Here is an 18,774-nt window from a genome sequence, read left to right as displayed (position 1 = left end):
TCTCAGGGCCTGTTTTTATTAGCTAAAATGTTGGTTTAATTATTAACTGTTCTTGGTTACTAAAATCCTCATTTGGGTATTTTTTGTGAAGAGCAGCTAACAAAAGATGCTTAGCAATTTCGCCATTCCGGGTAAGAATTGGCCCGTGGAAGTATGAACAATAAACTTCTTTGTAAATTGCTCCTTCAGTTTTGTCTTGACCATTATTTCCGTGACCAGAGATTACTTTGCCGAGTGGTCGTTCGCCATCGCCTAAGAAGGTCATCCCGTTATGATTTTCAAAGCCGTGGTATTCGTCACCCGTTTGTTCGTTTTTAATAGTAATATTACCAATGAAACGGTTATGATCCTGACTAAGAGTATAGTGAGGGAGAATATTTAATCCGGGAATTTTTTCTCCATTAGCACCAATATAATATTGACCAAGTAATTGGTAACCACCACAGATTGCAAGTAGTGGTTTTTGATCATCAATAAATTGTTTAATTTCGGTTCGCTTATTTGGCAGATCCTTTGAAACAACGAATTGCTCATAGTCTTGACCGCCACCAAAAAGGGCAAGATCAAACTTTGCTGGATCAAACTCTTGACTGATGCTGATAACCTGAACTGCAATATCAGCGTCCATCTGTTTAGCATAGTACCGCAAAACAATAATATTACCGACGTCACTATAAGTGTTTAGTAGGTTTCCGTACAGGTGTGCAAGATTAAGATGATATTTTGCCATTAATCCATTCCTCCCTTAATGTAGCCTTTTTCTGCTAGTTGCTTTCGTAATTGCAAGACTGCAGTGTAAGTAGCTAGGATATAGACATGTTTTGTCGGCATTTCTTTAATTTTAGCAATTACGTGAGTTAAATCAGGCTCGTGCCACATGTTGTCGACGCCAGCCATCGTAAGTCGGGTAGTGATATCTTTATAACGTTCACCACCGGTCATATATTGAGGAATATTGTGCTGAACTAGTTTTTCAAAGTTACCATCCCAGATCCAACTAGTATCAATTCCGTCAGCATAGTTAGCATTCAAGAGGAAGGCAAAGCTAAAGGGCTGGGGATCGGTTTCAATCATATCAAGAACTTGGTTTAACCCAACCGGATTCTTAACTAAAATTAACGTAACTTCTTTGCCGTCTACATTGATGACTTCTTGACGACCGAAGACTCGCTCATCAGATTCGAAGGCATCTTTAATCTGGGCTTGACTAACCCCAAGAAATCTTCCTAACGCATAGGCTGCTAAGGCATTATAGATATTATAAAGACCGCCAATACCAATTTTGTATTTCTCACCATCAAGCTCAAAGGTTGAGCTAGTTGGTGTCAGCTGATCAATTTTTGTGACAGCATAAGTTAGTTTTGGCCGTTTAAATCCACAATGGGGACAGAAATAATCACCGAGGTTAGCATAGGTGCGCATTCGGTATTTGAGAATATGCTGACACTTGGGACAAAGGAGACCGTCCGTGTTAGCGGGAGCATCGAATGGTTCTTGTTGTTCATGATTAAAGCCATAGTAAATAATGGGATTGGGTAAATCGTGAGAATTAAACAACTGTTCGTCACCATTAGCAATAATCGTTGCCTTTGGTGCTAATTTAACCCCGTTAAGAATTTTTTGGTAGGTAGTATAGATTTCCCCATACCGATCCATTTGATCACGAAAAATGTTAGTGAAAATAAAAGCGATTGGTGTGATATATTTGGTAACCTTCACCACGTTTGCTTCGTCAACTTCAAGCACTGCCAATCCCTTTTTCTTCGGTCGTGGTGCCGTAATGAAGGTAGTGACGATCCCTTGTTCCATGTTTGAACCAGTTGGGTTGGTTAAAACTTGGTCGTATTTTTCGCGGAGAACCCGGACACTTAAAGAAGTGGTTAAGGTTTTACCATTGGTTCCAGTAACAATTACTAAATCATACTTTTTACTGAATGCTTGCAGAATATTAGGGTCGAGCTTTAATGTTAATTTCCCGGGTAATGAACTTCCACCATTCATGAAAGTGTGGAGAAACCAGTAGCTTGAACGACCAGCTGCTTCAGCAAATGAACTGCGTAATGACATGTATTAAAAATCCTTTCACCGAAATTAGATTACGACTAATTTTAATCTTTAATTGATTAAAAGAAAAGTGTTTCGGATTAATATTAAGAAACCATTACTCACTAGCTAAGTATTTAAATGAAAAATGCTTTCAGATATAATAGATTTATCTATGTGTATAAAAGGAGTGCGAATTGTGGCGCAACTATTTTTTAAGTATGGCGCAATGAATTCCGGAAAGTCTATTGATATCCTGAAGGTTGCTCATAACTATGAGGAACAAGGTAAAAGGGTAGTCTTACTAACCAGCGGAGTTGATGACCGTTCCGGAAGAGGTGTAATTGCAAGTCGAATTGGTCTTTCACGGAAGGTTCAACCTGTAATGGCGGACACGGATATTTATGACTATGTTCGTCGAATGAACGAAAAAATTTATTGCGTTTTAATTGATGAGGCCCAATTCTTAAAGAAGAGACATGTTCTTCAGCTGATCAAGATTGTTGACGAGCTTCACATTCCGGTAATGACGTTTGGCTTAAAGAATGACTTTAAAAATGAATTGTTCGAGGGGTCAAAGTACTTACTAATTTACGCCGACAAAATTGAAGAAATGAAGACAATTTGTTGGTTCTGCGGGAAAAAGGCAACGATGAATTTACGGGTTCATAATGGACAACCAGTTTATGAAGGTGAGCAGGTTCAAATTGGTGGTAATGAGTCCTATTACCCAGTTTGTCGTTACCATTATTTCCATCCAAAAATACAGGAAAAAGGAGAAAAGTAACTTATGGAAATGGCTGAGATTTTCGATAAGCTACAAGCTGTAGCTGACCGATATGACGAATTAAATGAGTTGATTAGTGATCCTGAAGTGATTGCTGATTCACAACGGTTTATGAAACTTTCTAAAGAAGAGGGTAGTCTACGGGAAACTGTTGAAAAGTATAATGAGTATAAAAAGGTGACGCAGACGATTAGCGATGATGAGGAATTGTTACGGGAAAGTGATGATCCTGATCTAACTGAATTAACGAAAGATGAGTTAAGTAGTGCTAAGGATCAGCAAGCTAAATTAGAAAAAGAGTTGGAAATTCTCTTGATTCCAAAGGATCCCAATGATGATAAGAACATTATTATGGAAATTCGTGGTGCTGCTGGTGGGGATGAGGCGAGCCTATTTGCGGCTGACCTTTACAACATGTACCTTCACTATGCTGAAAACCAGGGATGGAAGGTTGAAGTCGTTGATAAGAGTGAAACGGAAGTCGGTGGTTTTAAGGAAATCGCTTTGATGATTACTGGTGATAAGGTTTACTCAAAACTAAAATTTGAAAATGGGGCTCACCGAGTTCAACGAGTGCCAGTTACTGAATCTGCTGGACGGGTACATACTTCTACCGCTACTGTTGGGGTAATGCCAGAAGCAGAAGACGTTGACGTTGACATTGATCCAAAAGATATTCGGGTTGATGTTTATCGTTCTAGTGGTGCCGGTGGTCAGCACGTTAACAAGACTTCCTCAGCAGTGCGGATGACTCACTTGCCAACGGGAATTGTTGTTGCCATGCAGGATGAACGGTCACAGCAACAAAACCGCGCTAAGGCGATGCGGATTCTAAAATCCCGGGTTTACGACTACTATCAACAAAAAGAGCAAAGCGCATATGATGCCAAGCGAAAAGATGCAATTGGAACGGGTGATCGTTCTGAACGGATTCGGACGTATAATTATCCTCAAAATCGGGTTACGGATCACCGAATCGGTTTGACTCTGAATAAACTTGATAAAATTATGTCGGGTGATCTTGACGAGATTATTGAGGCATTAATTGTTGCTGACCAAACCAAGAAGTTGGAACAACTACGGAATGAATAATCAAACTTATTTTGCTGCACAACGCTGGGCAAAGGAACAATTAAGTGGACAAAATATTGATCCCGGCTCGCCTCAATTTCTTTTAAAAGAGCGCCATGGTTGGGATGACACTCACCTGCTGGTTCATAATCGTGAATTGATGCCAAATGATGAATGGCAATGGTTTCAAGAGGCAGTTAACCGTTTGCTGAATGATGAGCCCGCTCAGTATATTATTGGGAGTGCCCCGTTTTACGGAAGAACATTCATGGTTAACCATGATGTCCTAATTCCAGAAGCAGAGACTGCAGAACTAGTTGACTGGGTTTTGAAAGTAACTTCTTCTGCCCCGTTAAAAGTTCTTGATTTAGGAACTGGAAGCGGGATAATCGGAATTACCTTAGCTTTAGAGCGCCCGCAATGGGATGTTACATTAAGTGATGTCTCATCTGCGGCTTTGATGGTTGCACAAAAAAATATGCAACGGTTTAAGCTTAATTTAAAGCTGGTGCAAAGTGACCTTTTTACTAACCTGATTAATGAAAAGTATGATTTGATTGTTACTAATCCGCCATATATTTCTCATGATGCTACTGCGTTGATGGATAGGTCAGTTTTGAAGTATGAACCTGAATTAGCACTCTTTGCTGATGAAAACGGGTTAGGATTTTATCATCGTTTGTTTGCAACGATTGCTAGTCATTTGACTTTGCAAGGGCAGCTATTTGGTGAAACCGGTTTTGATCAGGAACAAGCAATTCAAGAATTATTGCATCGGGTAGATAGTACTGCCCGGATTGAACCACGGCATGATGTTGCTGGGAAGATGAGGATGATACACGTATGGGATTTTTCAAACGTAGGAGGAAACTAGAAAGAATGGATACGAGGATTTTTCATTTAGATGAAATTAATCAGGCAGCTAAAGCCATTCAAGACGGTAAATTAGTTGCATTTCCTACTGAAACTGTTTATGGACTAGGCGCAGATGCAACTAACGAAGCGGCAGTAAAAAATGTTTATTTGGCAAAGGGACGACCAAGCGACAATCCGCTAATTGTCCACGTTGCCTCAATTGAAATGGTAGAAAAATATGCAAGTGAGATTCCGGATAATGCCCGAAAATTGATGAAGGAATTTTGGCCGGGTTCGCTTACAATTATCCTAAATATTAAGAAGGGGGTTCTCTCAAAAACCGTTACTGGTGGTCTTTCAACGGTAGCTTTCCGTTTTCCAGATTGTCAACCAACCCTTGAGTTAATTAAGGAAGCTGGAGTACCGATTGTTGGTCCGTCAGCTAATACCTCTGGGAAGCCTAGTCCAACAACTGCCCAGCACGTTTATCATGACCTTCACGGAAAAATTGCGGGGATAATTGATAATGGTCCTACTCGGGTGGGGGTTGAGTCAACGGTTCTTGACATGTCAACTGATCAGCCCGTTATTTTACGTCCTGGAGCGGTAACAAAGCATCAGATCGAAGAAGTAATTGGTTCAATTGATTTGAATCACCACCATGTTGGTAAAAACGAAACCCCTAAGGCGCCGGGAATGAAGTATAAGCACTACGCTCCTAACGCTCAGGTTTACATTGTTGATGAGGGAACCGACTGGAAACAAGTTGTTGATTGGATTAAGCAACAACCGTTTGATGTTGGGATGATGGCAGAAGAAAAAATTTTGCAACAGGCAACCTTACCGATGAATGCAATTCAATTTTCATTGGGAAAGAATGTTGCTGATGCGAGTGCTCGCCTATTTGATGGCCTACGTCAGTTTGATGATCAACCGAATGTTAAGGCAATTGTTACCCAAGCATTCCCGGCAAAAGATCTTGGTCGGGCATACATGAACCGGTTAAATAAGTCAGCTGGCGGTGAACATTTTGCAACAAAATAAAAAAAATACCTATTTGTTTATCAAATAGGCATTTTTTTTGGTAAAATAGGGAAGAAATTCAAAGGAGTGTATTAGGCATGGGTAAATTTGAAGTGATGGATCACCCATTGATTCAACACAAATTGACAATGATTCGGGATAAGAACGTTGGGACAAAGTTTTTCCGCGAAACGGTAAAGGAAATTTCGACATTGATGGCATATGAAGTTGCTCGTGATATGCCATTAAAGGATGTTGAAGTTGAAACGCCAATCGCTAAGACAACTAAGAAGGAATTAGCAGGGAAGAAAGTAGCAATTATTCCAATCCTTCGTGCTGGTTTAGGAATGGTTGACGGAATGACTGATTTGATTCCAGCTGCTAAGATTGGTTTTATCGGAATGTACCGTGACGAAGAAACACTAAAGCCACATGAATACTTTGTAAAGTTACCAAATGACATTACTGAACGGCAATTATTTATTGTTGATCCAATGTTAGCAACAGGTGGTTCAGCAATGATGGCGATTGAAGCGTTGAAGAAGCGCGGCTGTTCTGAAAAGAACATGAAGTTTGCATGTTTAGTTGCTGCTCCAGAAGGGGTTAAAGCTGTTCGTGAAGCTTACCCAGACGTAGATATCTACGCTGCTGGACTTGATGATCACTTAAATAAGGACGGTTACATTGTTCCAGGATTAGGTGATGCTGGTGACCGTCTCTTTGGTACAAAGTAAAAAATACCAAATTATGGAAAAAGATCGAGAAAAAGCAAGATGGTTTTTTCTGGGTCTCTTTTTGTTTCTTCTTCAAAGTCAAATGTGTATTCATTGAACTGGTCATTAAGAAAAGATTCTCCTATAATAGATGTAAACCGGTTTCTTTAAAGAGGGTAAGCAGATAGAAATGACTTTAAAAATGACAGGGACAGCGGCTAGTAATGGTATCGGAATTGCACCAGCATACATCGTAGATAAACCAGATCTGAGTTTTGAAAAACGACGGATTAGTGATCCGTTTGTGGAAATTCAGCGCTTTAAAAATACCTTACTGGCGATTAGTAATGATCTTAGGGCACTAAAAAAAGCAGCCACTAAAAAGTTATCAAAAGATGAGCTTGCGATCTTTGATGTTCATATTGAAATCTTAGATGATCCAGAAATGTTTAATCAGGTTGTTACCCGGATTCGAAGTCAGCGGATTAACGCGGAAACGGCTTTCGAAGAAGTGATTACTCGGGTTATTCATGAATTTGAATCGATGACGGGAAACAAGTACATGCAAGAACGGGCAACGGACTTTGCTAGCATTCGGGATCAGGTATTGGCAAAGCTTGAAGGAAAACAGCTGCCTAACCTGCAAACGCTTGATCATTCGGTAATCGTGGTTGCCCACATGATTGGGCCATCGGATACTTCCCAAATGAATGCAAAGTATGTCAAGGGAATTGTTACTGAGGTTGGCGGTCGAACCAGTCATGCTGCGATAATGGCTCGTTCATTGCAAATTCCGGCAATTGTGGGTTGTAAAAAGATAGCTCACCAAGTAAAAAATGGTGAGCGAATGATTGTTGATGGCTTTTCAGGGACAGCAATTGTCGAACCCACTGCTCAACAGGTAGAGCATTATCAACAACTAGCAAGTCAGTACGCGGCAGAAAAGCTTCAGTGGGCGAAGTTAGTTAATAGTCCTTCAGTTACGAAGGATGGTCAACAGTTAACTATTTCTGCTAATATTGGTTCGTCGAATGATATTCCGGCAGCCGTTAATAATGGGGCAGATGAAGTTGGCCTTTTCCGGACTGAATTCCTTTACATGAAAAGTGAACACTTGCCAACAGAGGATGAGCAGTTTCAGGCATATAAGGATGCTGTTGAAAGTTTGGCTGGCAAGACACTTGTGGTACGGACGCTTGATATTGGTGGCGATAAACCATTAACCTTCATGCCACTCCCCCATGAACTGAATCCGTTTTTAGGTTATCGGGCAATTCGGATTTCGCTGGATCGCCCATCAATGTTTCGTACACAATTACGGGCACTAATTCGGGCTTCACAGTTTGGTCAAATTAATATTATGTTTCCAATGATTACGACTTTAGAAGAGCTTCGGTCAGCCAAAAAGATTTACTATGAAGAGCGAGAAAAGTTGCGTCAAGATTATCCGCATGTTGGGGCAAATATTAAATTAGGAATTATGATCGAGGTCCCATTGGCTGCACTATATGCAGAGCGATTAGCCAAGGAGGTTGACTTCTTTAGCATTGGAACCAATGATTTGATTCAATACTGTTTTGCGGCCGATCGGGGGAATGCATCTGTTTCCTATCTCTACCAGCCGTTGAACCCACCGTTTTTAAAACTAATTGATCACATTATCAAATCAGGTCACCAGCATAATACAACGGTGGCGATGTGTGGTGAAATGGCCGGTGATCGTCTCGCCTTGCCACTTTTAATGGGAATGGGATTAGACGAGTATTCGATGAGTGCAACATCGATCTTACGCACTCGTTCAATGATGAGGAATCTTGACATTAATGAATGCCAAAAGCTATACCATGATGCAGTGACAAAGTGTGAAACCGCTAATCAAGTTCATGATTTAGTCGAAGAATGGTTAAAAAATAAATAGGTAAATAATAGTGAAGAGCTTATGATAAAGATAAGATTTTTGTCAGCTCTTTTTTTGTTTTATAATGAATAGTAAAATATTGGGTGATTGTAAAAAAGGAAAGTGAAAATCGTGACAATTCAGTGGTCACGCCAGAGAACATTCTTATTAATTGGGATGATTATTTGTGGTCTTGCAGCAATGCTTTTTGTTACTCATAACCAGCGCCTTTATCGGCAACCAATTGCTCAGGTTGTGCAAGTAACTAATGAAAAGCCTCAACGAACTGAAGACCAGTTTAAAAACGTTGATCACCAGACTAATCAGGAGCTTATAACAATCCTGATGAACGGAAAAAGACGTGGGAATAAAGTTAAGGTTCAAAACACATTTAGTGATTCGCAACCAATGGATCAGCAGTATAAGGTTGGTGATCGGTTATTTCTTTCTCAATTAAAAACAAACCACGGGAAATTATCAGCTAATCCAGCAGGGCCAAAACGGGACACAGTGGTTGTCTTTTTAAGCTGGCTTGTTATTACAATTTTACTGCTAACAATGGGGAGAGCAGGGACGTTTGCGCTTATTAGTGTAGTAATTAATACTATTTTATTCTTGCTTGCAGTTTCACTAGACCTTCATAACCAGGGGAATCATGTTCTATTGATTTTTTCAACGTTAGCTTTAATTTTTACCTTTATTAGTCTTTTACTTGTTCTTGGGCCGACTAAAAAAATGCTAGCCACACTAGGTGCAACGATTATCGGAACAGCAGTGGCAATCTTAATTGGGGTCCTGGTTCTTCACCTTACTCATAATCGAGGAGTCTACTATGAATCTATGCAATATGTGACTCAAGTACCGCGACCGTTATTCATTGCTGAAATTTTACTGGGATCATTAGGTGCAGTTATGGATGAATCGAGTGACATTGTAGCAACATTATTTGAATTGAAACGGATTGATCCAACCGTCACACGAATGCAACTGTTTATGTCTGGAAGGAGTGTCGGTAAATCGATCATGGGACCGTTAGTAAATGTCCTCTTTCTGATCTTTATGGCAGATACCTTTACGAATAGCTTACTTTACCTAAAAAATGGTAACTCATGGGGGTATACGTTCAGCATGAACATGAGCTTAGGGATGGTACAAAGCTTAATTAGCGGAATTGGAATTGTGTTAGCAGTTCCGGTAGTTAGTATCCTTGGTGCCATCCTACTAGGAAGGAGGAACAGATAATGAGTGCGATTTATGCATTAGGGATAGTATTACTGTGTTTGATGGTTCTCGTCGGCGGTAAGCAGGGATGGCGTTCCTTTCTTAGTCTATTATTGAATTTTGGCTTTTTATTTTTTGCCATTGTCTTGATTGAATTTCATGTTCCGCCAATGTTTGTTACTGCGACTACGGGAATTACGATTTTAGCAATCACGATTTTTATGGGGGAGGATGACTTGCGAACAACGGTGACAGCTTTTTATGCTTCATTGATTGTTTTAGCAATTCTAATTCTACTTATTTTGTTTGTCAGCCATTGGGCAATGGTTCAAGGATTTGGCACTGAGGATAGTGATGACCTTGAGGGAATGTCAATTTTAATTGGAATTAGTTATTTAAAGGTTTCGGTTACCGCAATTGTTATTAGTACATTAGGAGCTATTGCCGAAGCAGCGATGGCGATTTCCGCAGGGCTAACGGAAATTCTGGAAACTCATCCGCAAATTAGTAATTCCCGCTTAATTGAGGGGGGAATGGGAATTGGCCGTCAAATTATCGGAACTACTCTGAATACTCTATTTTTCGGCTTCTTCGGTGGATTTCTTTCTCTCTTTATTTGGTTTGCGGGGTTACATTATTCGTTTGGAATGATTTTTAACAATAAGATCTTTGTTGCCGAGCTAATTGAAATTTTGATTTCGTTTCTTGGGGTCCTCCTAACTGTTCCGATTACTTCGTTAGTGATGGTTAAACGGCGAAATCGGGTCATTGACAAACCGGCAGAAACGAAGTAAGATACTTTTTGAAATTAAAACCTTTAAAAGAGGTCCCGTGAGGCCTCAAAGGTGCGGTGAAATGACACTACATGGTTGTAGGAGAATATTTACTAAAGCAGCTTTGAGGCCTTACTCAAAGCTGCTTTATTTTTTAGGGGAGGGAAATATTCATGGCTCATCGTGATGATGTCGTTTTAGACGTTAATGAAAAGCCAAAAACAGGTCAATGGATTGGACGTTCACTCCAACACATGTTTTCCATGTTTGGTTCTACTGTTCTGGTACCAATTCTTGTTGGGTTGAATCCAGGGATTGCACTTTTTAGTTCCGGTGTTGGTACGTTAATGTACCTTTTAATTACGAAACATAAGATTCCAGCATATATGGGTTCCAGTTTCTCGTTTGTTGTCCCAATGATGGCATTAATGAAGTCAACTGGTTATCCAGGGATTGCACAAGGGACAATTGCCGTTGGGTGTGTTTACTTGATTGTCTCAATAGTTGTTAGTTTAATTGGTTCGGATTGGATTGATAAGATCTTGCCGCCGATTATCGTTGGCCCCGTGGTGGTTGTTATTGGGCTGTCATTAGCTAGTACAGCGGCTAAGGATGCCACCATTAATTCAGTAACGGGAAAGTATGATCTTAAATTCTTTGCAGTTGCAATGATTACAATGCTACTGACAATTGCCTTTAATATGTACTTTAAGGGGTTCATGGGATTGATCCCAATTTTGATGGGGATTGTCTTTGGCTACATTATTGCTTGTTTATTTGGGATCGTTGATTTTACACCGGTAGAAAAAGCTCACTGGTTCAGTCTGCCTGCGTTCCAAATTCCGTTCATTAACTACCATCCACAATTTTATTGGGGAGCAATTTTAAGTATGGCGCCAATCGCCTTTGTAACGATGACTGAACACTTAGGTCATATTATGGTATTAAACGAATTGACCGAACGGAATTTCTTTAAGGATCCAGGATTAAACCATACCTTAGCAGGGGATGGTACCGCATCAATTATTGCTGGATTTGTTGGTGGTCCTCCAGTTACTAGTTACGGTGAAAACATTGGTGTTATTGCCATTACTAAGGTTCAATCTGTCTATGTTATTGCTGGGGCTGCAGCATTTGCAATCTTCTTCAGTTTTATTGGAAAGCTAAGTGCCTTAATTGAAACGATCCCAATGCCAGTTATTGGTGGGATTTCCTTCCTTCTTTTTGGGGTAATTGCCTCTAGTGGTTTACGAGTAATGATTGAAGACCAAATTGACTTTAACAAGAAGCGTAATTTAATGATCGCTTCAGCAATTTTGGTAATTGGAATTGGAAATGCCTACTTGAAATTAGGACAGTACCAATTCTCTGGATTAGCAGTTGCAGCTGTTTTGGGAATTGCATTAAACCTTATTCTTCCCCAAGAAGCGCGGAGTGAAAAAGAAATTTCTGAAAAAGTCAACAAAGTTAAATAATTCAGTTAAAGAAGCTTACGTTAAGCTTCTTTTTTTTATTAAAAGATGATTAAAGGATCACGAGAGGGAATGAATTATTAAATAGAAAATCTAATTAGAACAGTCTTTGTTAACGGTTTATTTCTTAAAAAAGCAAGAAATCTTTTTGAATGTTGCTTCAAATGATGATATATTAATACTCGTATATTGGGCTAGTTCGTATTAGTATACGACGTTCATCCAATTTACAGCCAAATTATTGTTATTAAGGAAAGAGGTGAAATATGAATGGGCGGTGATGCTTTTACTTTTAAGTTTCTTGGCTTAACGTTTAATGCAACTAACATCATTTCAGGTCTTGTTATTTATGCAATCGTATTCTTTGTATTATTTGGCATGTCCCGAAAGATTCAAATGAAGCCAAAGGGTGCGCAGAATGTTTTGGAATGGCTAATCGACTTTACGAACGGAATTGTTCGTAGTCAAATGCCAAATGAAGAGACTGGTCATTACAGTTTTTTGGCCTTTGTTCTTTTTGTTTTCATCTTCTTTGCCAACCAGTTTGGCTTGATTTTTAATCTTAGTTGGAATAACCAAGAAATTCTTAGAAGTCCAACGGCGGATCCAGTTGTTACTTTAACATTCTCACTGATGGTAATTACATTGGCTCACTTTGCAGGAATTGCGAATAAGGGTCTTGGCGGTTACTTGAAGGGGTATGTAAAGCCATTTGCATTGATGTTGCCAGTCAATATCATTGAAGAATTGGCTAACTTCTTAACTTTGGGTTTGCGGATCTTTGGTAACATTTTTGCTGGTGAATTGCTATTAAAGTTGGTTGCTGGAGTAGCCTTTTCACATGGTGCTTTAACAATCATTCCAGGATTCTTACTTGAGTTGCTTTGGCAAGGATTCTCAGTATTTATCGGTTCAATTCAGGCATATGTTTTTGTAACATTAACGACAGTTTATATTTCTCGGAAGGTTTCCGAATAATAATCTATCTCTTAAGGAGGAATTTTAAAATGGCATTAGGAGCAATTGCTGCAGGACTCGCGGCTATGGGTGCCGCTATCGGTGGTGGTATTGGTGATGGTATCTTAATCGGACATACTGTTGACAGTATCGCACGTCAACCAGAATTACAAAGTAGATTACAAGCAACGATGTTCATTGGTGTTGGTTTGATCGAAGCCATGCCTATCATCGCTATTGTTATCGGCTTCCTTGTTATGAACAAGTAATTATTTTGATTAATAATTTTTATTTTAGAGAACAAGGAGGTGTCAATAGATGTTTGTGAACAGTGTTTTAGCTGAATCTAATAGCTTATACGTTGGTGATTTGGTATTCTACATCGTTACCTTCATTATCCTGATGTTACTTATCAAGCACTTTGCTTGGAAGCCAGTTACGGATATGATGAAAAAGCGTGCAGATAAGATTGCTAGTGATATTGACAATGCTGCTAAATCACGTGAAAACGCTGAAAAGATGGCTGCTAAACGACAAGCTGAGTTACAAAACTCTCACCAAGAAGCTGCTGACATTGTTAACAATGCCAAAAAGTCTGGTGAAGCGCAACGTGCTCAAATTGTTGAAGCTGCACAAAATGACGCTCAAGCACTCAAGCAACGCGCACAAGAAGATGCTAAGCAGGCTCGTCGTGATGCGTTGAATGGTGCAAAGGATGACGTTGCAAACTTATCTATTGAGATTGCTTCCAAACTCATCCATAAAGAATTAAATGCGGACGACCAAAAAGAATTGATTGATTCGTATATTGAAGGGTTGGTAGATCATGAGTCTTGATAAGCAAACAGTTGCAAATCGTTATGCGAAAGCACTGTTCGAGTTGGTCGATGAAGACAATACACTCGATCAAACTTATCAAGAATTGACTGCTCTACGTCAAGTCTTTGAGGACAACGCTGCACTGGCTCCTGTTTTATCAGGAGTTCAATTATCACTCAGTGAAAAGAAGTCCCTTATTGATGATTTGAAGAAAGGTTTTTCTCAACCAGTTTCAAATTTAATTCAAATGACTTTTGATTATGGCCGGATTAACGATCTAGTTGCAATCATTGATGAGTTTGAGCGACGGTATGACGCTAAGATGAAACGTGTTCATGCCGACGTTGTTACAGCGATCCAACTTGATAAACAACAACGTGATCAACTTAAGGCTAACCTGGCCCAACGATTTGGCGCTAAGGAAGTTGTTCTTCACGAACAAGTTGATCCCGAAATTTTGGGCGGGGTTATCGTTCATCTTAATAATAAGACATTGGATGGTAGCTTAAGTTCAAAGATTAAGCAGATTCGTCGTTTACTAGTTAGATAAATTATCTTATTTCGAAGAGGTGAGACCTTTATGAGCATTAAAAATGAGGAAATCAGTTCACTCATCAAGAAACAACTTGCCAACTACCAAGACAAAGTATCTATCGAGGAAACGGGTACTGTTACCTACGTTGGTGATGGTGTTGCTCGTGCCGACGGCTTGGAAAATGCCATGGCTGGTGAGTTGCTCGAATTTAGTAACGGTGTTTACGGAATGGCACAAAACCTCGAAAGTAACGATGTTGGTATCGTTATTTTGGGAGACTTTTCTGGCATCCGTGAAGGTGATACCGTTAAGCGGACGGGTCGAATCATGGAAGTTCCCGTCGGTGAAGCATTGTTAGGACGGGTAGTAGATTCATTAGGTCGACCAATTGATGGGCTTGGTGAAATCAAGACTGACAAGACACGTCCAATTGAAAAGAAAGCTCCAGGTGTTATGGAGCGGAAGAGTGTTAGTGAACCATTGCAAACAGGTATTAAGGTTATTGATGCCTTAGTACCAATTGGCCGTGGTCAGCGTGAGTTGATCATTGGTGACCGGAAGACCGGTAAGACTGCCATTGCATTGGACACCATCATTAACCAAAAGGGCAAGGACGTAATTTGTATTTACGTTGCCATTGGACAAAAGGAATCAACTGTTCGGGCAAACGTTGAAACCTTGCGGCGTTACGGAGCATTAGACTATACAATTATTGTTTCAGCTAGTGCTTCTAACCCTGCACCAATGCTTTACATTGCCCCTTATGCTGGTGCCGCAATGGGTGAAGAGTTCATGTACGGTGGTAAAGATGTTTTGATTGTTTATGATGACCTTTCAAAGCAGGCCGATGCATACCGTGAACTTTCATTGATTCTTCGGCGGCCTCCTGGTCGTGAAGCTTATCCTGGTGATATTTTCTATACCCACTCACGGTTACTAGAACGTGCTGCACGGTTATCTGATGACCTTGGTGGTGGGTCAATGACTGCATTACCAATTATTCAAACCCAAGCCGGTGATGTTTCTGCCTACATTCCAACCAACGTTATTTCAATTACTGATGGACAGATCTTCTTGAACTCTGATGAATTCTATGCAGGTCAACGGCCAGCTATTGATGCTGGTACGTCAGTTTCTCGTGTTGGTGGTGATGCCCAGGTTAAGGCAATGAAGAAAGTTGCCGGGACATTGCGTTTGGATATTGCATCATATAATGAATTAGCTTCATTTGCTCAATTTGGTTCTGATCTGGATGAAGCAACTCAAGCCAAGTTATCACGTGGTAAGCACACTATGGAACTTTTGAAGCAAGGCTTGCACCAACCACAACCTGTTGAACAACAAGTTGTAACGTTGTTTGCTCTATCAAACGGTTTTGTTGATAAAATTCCGGTAGATGATGTTCCACGCTATGAAAGCGAACTTGCTTCATTTATGCATGCTAATCACCAAGACCTTTATGACACGATTAAGTCAACTGGTAAGTTACCAGAAGGTGACGACTTAAAGAATGCTGTTGCTGAGTTCACGAAATCTTTCCAGACCAGTGATGACAAGAAAAAAGCCGCACAAAAAAATTAATAATGACTAGTCGAAAGGACGGTGAGATTTAGTGCCAGCTTCACTTGCTGCTGTTAAGCATAAGATTGAATCCACAAAGAGCACGCGCCAGATTACTGCTGCCATGCAAATGGTTTCAACTGCAAAATTGAATCAAATTCAACACCATACTCAGTCATATGAAGTATATGCTGAGAAGGTTAAGAAGATGTTGTCCGATCTGGTTAAATCTCACAACGCATCAGCAGCTAGCGCCAGTCATGACGCTTATGCTGCGTTGTTTGAGAAGCGTCCAGTTAAAAAGACTGGAATTTTAGTTATTACATCTGATCGTGGCTTGGTTGGTAGTTATAATAACAATATTATCAAGCAAACTTTACAGTTAATGAAGGACAAGAATTTAACTGCAGAAAATACAGTATTCTTAACTGTTGGTAAGACCGGGACTGAATTCTTTAAGAAACGTGGGATGAACGTCGTCTACGAGTATTCAGGAATTAGCGATGTACCAACATTCCGTGAAGTTCATCAAATTGTAAAGACTGCTGTTCAGATGTATGACGATGCCGTATTCGATGAAATGTACTTGGCATACAGCCATTACGTTAATCGGATTACGTCCCGAGTTCGGGTTCATGATGTATTACCAATTACGGCTGAATCATTGATGGAGGATGAGGAAAAATCCGCAGAATCCACTCAAGATGAGTCACCGATTACGGCTGAATATGAATTTGAACCTTCGGATACGGAAATTATTGCTGGACTTGTTTCACAATATGCTGAAAGCTTATTGTATGGAGCCATCCTTGATGCAAAGACGTCAGAACACTCATCAAGTGCAAACGCAATGCGGTCTGCCACTGATAATGCAGATGACATCATTTCATCATTGGAGTTGCAATATAACCGTGCTCGTCAAGCTGCCATTACCACTGAAATTACTGAAATTACCGGTGGTATGACAGCACAAGAATAAAATTTAACTGAGGAGGAAACAACATGAGTTCTGGTAAAGTTGTTCAAGTTGTCGGACCAGTTGTTGATATTGAGTTCCCCTTAGATGAAAAGCTACCAGAGATTAATGACGCGTTAAAGATTAAGGAAAGTGATGACAAAACCTTAACTACTGAGGTTGCCCTTGAATTGGGTGATGGAGTAGTGCGGACAATTGCCATGGACGGTACCGATGGTCTTCAACGGGGAATGGAAGTCGAAAATACCGGAGCACCTATTAGTGTGCCGGTTGGTGACGATACTCTGGGACGTGTTTTCAACGTTTTGGGTGAACCAGTTGATAACGGCCCTAAGTTTGGACCAGATGCAAAGCGGATGCCTATTCACCGTGATGCACCTAAGTATGATGAATTAAACAACAATACTGAAATCCTTGAAACTGGGATTAAGGTTATTGACTTGTTAGCCCCATATGTTCGTGGTGGTAAGATTGGGTTATTCGGTGGTGCCGGTGTTGGTAAGACCGTTTTGATTCAGGAATTGATCCACAATATTGCACAAGGGCATAATGGTATTTCTGTCTTTACGGGTGTTGGTGAACGGACCCGTGAAGGTAACGATATGTACTATGAAATGAAGGCTTCAGGAGTTCTTGAAAAGACTGCCATGGTTTATGGTCAGATGAACGAACCCCCTGGTGCCCGGATGCGGGTTGCTTTAACCGGGCTTACCATTGCGGAATACTTCCGTGATGTAAAGGGTCAAGATGTTTTGCTATTCATTGATAACATCTTCCGGTTTACCCAGGCTGGTTCAGAAGTTTCTGCCTTGTTAGGCCGGATTCCTTCTGCCGTTGGTTACCAGCCAACATTGGCCACTGAAATGGGTCAGTTACAGGAACGGATTACTTCTACTAAGAAGGGTTCAATTACCTCGATCCAGGCCGTTTATGTTCCAGCCGATGACTATACCGACCCTGCTCCAGCTACAACGTTTGCTCACTTGGATGCCACCACTAACTTGGAGCGGCGGTTGACTCAAATTGGTATTTACCCTGCCGTTGATCCATTAGCATCAACTTCAACAGCGTTAACTCCTGAAATTGTAGGTAAGGAACACTATGAAGTTGCTACTGAAGTTCAACACGTTTTGCAACGTTACCATGAATTGCAAGATATTATTTCTATCTTAGGGATGGATGAATTGTCTGATGATGAAAAGGTAATTGTTGCTCGTGCTCGGCGGATTCAAAACTTCTTATCACAAAGTTTCAGTGTTGCCGAACAGTTTACCAGTACGCCAGGTAAGTATGTTCCATTGAAGGATACTATTAAAGGATTTAAGGGTATTCTTGAAGGAAAGTATGATGACTTGCCAGAAGAAGCATTCCGGTTAGTTGGTACAATCAATGATGCTGTTGAAAAGGCTAAGAAAATGAAGGCTGATGCTGCTAAAGAAACTGCAGAGTAGGAGGGATAATTATGGCTGATACTAAGTTTAAAGTCACCATTATCACTCCTGATGGTACGGTTTATGATAATGATAATGCCACGATGGTTATTATGAACACTTCTGGTGGTCAAATGGGGATCATGGCTAAACACGTACCTGTATTAGCATCATTAACAATTAGTGAGTTACGAATTAAACATGATCAGGGTACTGATGAGATTGCTGCTGTTAACGGTGGAATCATGCAATTTGATGGTGAGACTGCCTTAATTACTGCAGATAGTGCTGAAATGCCCGAAAAGATTGATGTTGCTCGTGCTGAAGAAGCTAAGCAACGCGCTGAAGAAGCAATTAAGAAAGCGAAGGAAGCACACCGCCAAAACGACCTTGCTCGTGCTGAGGTTCATTTAAAGCGTGCTGTTAACCGTCTTAAGGTTTCTAAGTTTAAGCAAAAGTAACTTTACTTTTAACAATATAAAAGGACATTTAATGAGTAAAAGACTCGTTAAATGTCCTTTTGGGTATCTGTCAACTGGTATTGATGGATATCGATACCACTCACAGAAATGTGGGTGGTATTTTTTATACAAAAAGACAATCAATTCTTAAAAAGAAAAATTTTTGATTGGCAAAACCATA

The 18,774-nt window shown here is 40.2% G+C and carries 19 protein-coding genes; 17 read left to right on the top strand and 2 right to left on the bottom strand.

Translation table 11 applies throughout. From position 1 onward, the window contains the following. Positions 1-22 precede the first annotated feature (22 nt). On the bottom strand, positions 23-730 hold the full coding sequence (locus tag HUK45_RS08000; RefSeq protein WP_191911893.1) for a type 1 glutamine amidotransferase: 708 nt from the start codon (positions 728-730) through the stop codon (positions 23-25). Beyond that, positions 730-2,067, bottom strand: coding sequence for a Mur ligase family protein (locus tag HUK45_RS07995; RefSeq protein WP_191911892.1), 1,338 nt, complete (start codon positions 2,065-2,067; stop codon positions 730-732). The genes HUK45_RS08000 and HUK45_RS07995 overlap by 1 nt, the downstream gene beginning before the upstream one ends. A 175-nt stretch (positions 2,068-2,242) precedes the next feature. Here HUK45_RS07995 and HUK45_RS07990 point away from each other — a divergent pair, with 175 nt between their 5' ends. From HUK45_RS07990 to HUK45_RS07910, 17 genes are all read left to right on the top strand, one after another. Continuing rightward, complete coding sequence (locus HUK45_RS07990; protein ID WP_191911891.1) at positions 2,243-2,830, top strand: thymidine kinase; 588 nt, start codon at positions 2,243-2,245, stop codon at positions 2,828-2,830. 9 nt (positions 2,831-2,839) lie between these two features. Further along, on the top strand, positions 2,840-3,922 hold the full coding sequence (gene prfA / locus HUK45_RS07985; protein WP_178696161.1) for a peptide chain release factor 1: 1,083 nt from the start codon (positions 2,840-2,842) through the stop codon (positions 3,920-3,922). Next, the gene (prmC, locus tag HUK45_RS07980) at positions 3,915-4,775 is read left to right on the top strand and encodes a peptide chain release factor N(5)-glutamine methyltransferase (protein WP_191911890.1); all 861 of its coding nucleotides are present in this window, start codon (positions 3,915-3,917) and stop codon (positions 4,773-4,775) included. The genes prfA and prmC overlap by 8 nt, the downstream gene beginning before the upstream one ends. A 5-nt stretch (positions 4,776-4,780) precedes the next feature. Further along, complete coding sequence (locus HUK45_RS07975; RefSeq protein ID WP_191911889.1) at positions 4,781-5,800, top strand: L-threonylcarbamoyladenylate synthase; 1,020 nt, start codon at positions 4,781-4,783, stop codon at positions 5,798-5,800. Between the two features lie 77 nt (positions 5,801-5,877). Then, the gene (upp, locus tag HUK45_RS07970) at positions 5,878-6,513 is read left to right on the top strand and encodes a uracil phosphoribosyltransferase (RefSeq protein ID WP_102168056.1); all 636 of its coding nucleotides are present in this window, start codon (positions 5,878-5,880) and stop codon (positions 6,511-6,513) included. Positions 6,514-6,682: 169 nt separating this feature from the next. Continuing rightward, positions 6,683-8,410: a phosphoenolpyruvate--protein phosphotransferase gene (gene ptsP / locus HUK45_RS07965; protein ID WP_191911888.1), complete on the top strand. Its 1,728-nt coding sequence runs from the start codon at positions 6,683-6,685 to the stop codon at positions 8,408-8,410. Between the two features lie 108 nt (positions 8,411-8,518). Further along, positions 8,519-9,631 carry a YibE/F family protein gene (locus tag HUK45_RS07960; RefSeq protein WP_191911900.1) on the top strand — a complete coding sequence of 371 codons (1,113 nt, stop codon included), beginning with the start codon at positions 8,519-8,521 and terminating at the stop codon, positions 9,629-9,631. Continuing rightward, the gene (locus HUK45_RS07955) at positions 9,631-10,404 is read left to right on the top strand and encodes a YibE/F family protein (RefSeq protein WP_191911887.1); all 774 of its coding nucleotides are present in this window, start codon (positions 9,631-9,633) and stop codon (positions 10,402-10,404) included. Before HUK45_RS07960 ends, HUK45_RS07955 begins: the two co-directional genes overlap by 1 nt. Before the next feature lie 152 nt (positions 10,405-10,556). Further along, complete coding sequence (locus HUK45_RS07950; protein ID WP_191911886.1) at positions 10,557-11,858, top strand: solute carrier family 23 protein; 1,302 nt, start codon at positions 10,557-10,559, stop codon at positions 11,856-11,858. A 267-nt stretch (positions 11,859-12,125) separates the two neighbouring features. After that, the gene (gene atpB, locus HUK45_RS07945; protein ID WP_102168060.1) at positions 12,126-12,833 is read left to right on the top strand and encodes a F0F1 ATP synthase subunit A; all 708 of its coding nucleotides are present in this window, start codon (positions 12,126-12,128) and stop codon (positions 12,831-12,833) included. A gap of 29 nt (positions 12,834-12,862) precedes the next feature. Next, positions 12,863-13,081 carry a F0F1 ATP synthase subunit C gene (atpE, locus tag HUK45_RS07940; protein WP_003666561.1) on the top strand — a complete coding sequence of 73 codons (219 nt, stop codon included), beginning with the start codon at positions 12,863-12,865 and terminating at the stop codon, positions 13,079-13,081. Positions 13,082-13,130: 49 nt separating this feature from the next. Next, positions 13,131-13,649 (top strand): F0F1 ATP synthase subunit B, encoded by a 519-nt coding sequence (gene atpF / locus HUK45_RS07935; protein WP_102168061.1) that lies wholly within the window; start codon positions 13,131-13,133, stop codon positions 13,647-13,649. After that, entirely contained in the window at positions 13,639-14,181 is a 543-nt protein-coding gene (gene atpH / locus HUK45_RS07930) for an ATP synthase F1 subunit delta (RefSeq protein WP_191911885.1), read from the top strand. Before atpF ends, atpH begins: the two co-directional genes overlap by 11 nt. 30 nt (positions 14,182-14,211) lie before the next feature. Continuing rightward, a complete protein-coding gene (gene atpA / locus HUK45_RS07925; protein WP_191911884.1) occupies positions 14,212-15,747 on the top strand; it encodes a F0F1 ATP synthase subunit alpha in 1,536 nt (511 codons plus the stop codon). A gap of 31 nt (positions 15,748-15,778) precedes the next feature. Further along, a complete protein-coding gene (locus tag HUK45_RS07920) occupies positions 15,779-16,705 on the top strand; it encodes a F0F1 ATP synthase subunit gamma (RefSeq protein WP_191911883.1) in 927 nt (308 codons plus the stop codon). Between the two features lie 23 nt (positions 16,706-16,728). Continuing rightward, positions 16,729-18,153 (top strand): F0F1 ATP synthase subunit beta, encoded by a 1,425-nt coding sequence (gene atpD, locus HUK45_RS07915; RefSeq protein WP_191911882.1) that lies wholly within the window; start codon positions 16,729-16,731, stop codon positions 18,151-18,153. An 11-nt stretch (positions 18,154-18,164) separates the two neighbouring features. Continuing rightward, complete coding sequence (locus tag HUK45_RS07910; RefSeq protein ID WP_191911881.1) at positions 18,165-18,593, top strand: F0F1 ATP synthase subunit epsilon; 429 nt, start codon at positions 18,165-18,167, stop codon at positions 18,591-18,593. The last annotated feature ends 181 nt before the right edge of the window (positions 18,594-18,774 follow it).

Source organism: Limosilactobacillus urinaemulieris, assembly GCF_014838745.1.
Classification (GTDB): domain Bacteria; phylum Bacillota; class Bacilli; order Lactobacillales; family Lactobacillaceae; genus Limosilactobacillus; species Limosilactobacillus urinaemulieris.
The sequence above is the reverse complement of the archived record's forward strand: the minus strand, read 5'-3'. Positions and strand labels throughout refer to the sequence as shown.

What these genes read in the sequence shown, in the direction of transcription:
- prfA (WP_178696161.1), top strand. Translation starts at nt 2,840, where the DNA reads ATGGCTGAGATTTTCGATAAGCTACAAGCTGTAGCTGACCGATATGAC.
- HUK45_RS07995 (WP_191911892.1), bottom strand. Translation starts at nt 2,067, where the DNA reads ATGTCATTACGCAGTTCATTTGCTGAAGCAGCTGGTCGTTCAAGCTAC.
- atpA (WP_191911884.1), top strand. Translation starts at nt 14,212, where the DNA reads ATGAGCATTAAAAATGAGGAAATCAGTTCACTCATCAAGAAACAACTT.
- HUK45_RS08000 (WP_191911893.1), bottom strand. Translation starts at nt 730, where the DNA reads ATGGCAAAATATCATCTTAATCTTGCACACCTGTACGGAAACCTACTA.
- ptsP (WP_191911888.1), top strand. Translation starts at nt 6,683, where the DNA reads ATGACTTTAAAAATGACAGGGACAGCGGCTAGTAATGGTATCGGAATT.
- atpF (WP_102168061.1), top strand. Translation starts at nt 13,131, where the DNA reads ATGTTTGTGAACAGTGTTTTAGCTGAATCTAATAGCTTATACGTTGGT.
- atpD (WP_191911882.1), top strand. Translation starts at nt 16,729, where the DNA reads ATGAGTTCTGGTAAAGTTGTTCAAGTTGTCGGACCAGTTGTTGATATT.
- atpE (WP_003666561.1), top strand. Translation starts at nt 12,863, where the DNA reads ATGGCATTAGGAGCAATTGCTGCAGGACTCGCGGCTATGGGTGCCGCT.
- HUK45_RS07975 (WP_191911889.1), top strand. Translation starts at nt 4,781, where the DNA reads ATGGATACGAGGATTTTTCATTTAGATGAAATTAATCAGGCAGCTAAA.
- HUK45_RS07910 (WP_191911881.1), top strand. Translation starts at nt 18,165, where the DNA reads ATGGCTGATACTAAGTTTAAAGTCACCATTATCACTCCTGATGGTACG.
- HUK45_RS07950 (WP_191911886.1), top strand. Translation starts at nt 10,557, where the DNA reads ATGGCTCATCGTGATGATGTCGTTTTAGACGTTAATGAAAAGCCAAAA.
- atpH (WP_191911885.1), top strand. Translation starts at nt 13,639, where the DNA reads ATGAGTCTTGATAAGCAAACAGTTGCAAATCGTTATGCGAAAGCACTG.
- HUK45_RS07955 (WP_191911887.1), top strand. Translation starts at nt 9,631, where the DNA reads ATGAGTGCGATTTATGCATTAGGGATAGTATTACTGTGTTTGATGGTT.
- prmC (WP_191911890.1), top strand. Translation starts at nt 3,915, where the DNA reads ATGAATAATCAAACTTATTTTGCTGCACAACGCTGGGCAAAGGAACAA.
- atpB (WP_102168060.1), top strand. Translation starts at nt 12,126, where the DNA reads ATGGGCGGTGATGCTTTTACTTTTAAGTTTCTTGGCTTAACGTTTAAT.
- upp (WP_102168056.1), top strand. Translation starts at nt 5,878, where the DNA reads ATGGGTAAATTTGAAGTGATGGATCACCCATTGATTCAACACAAATTG.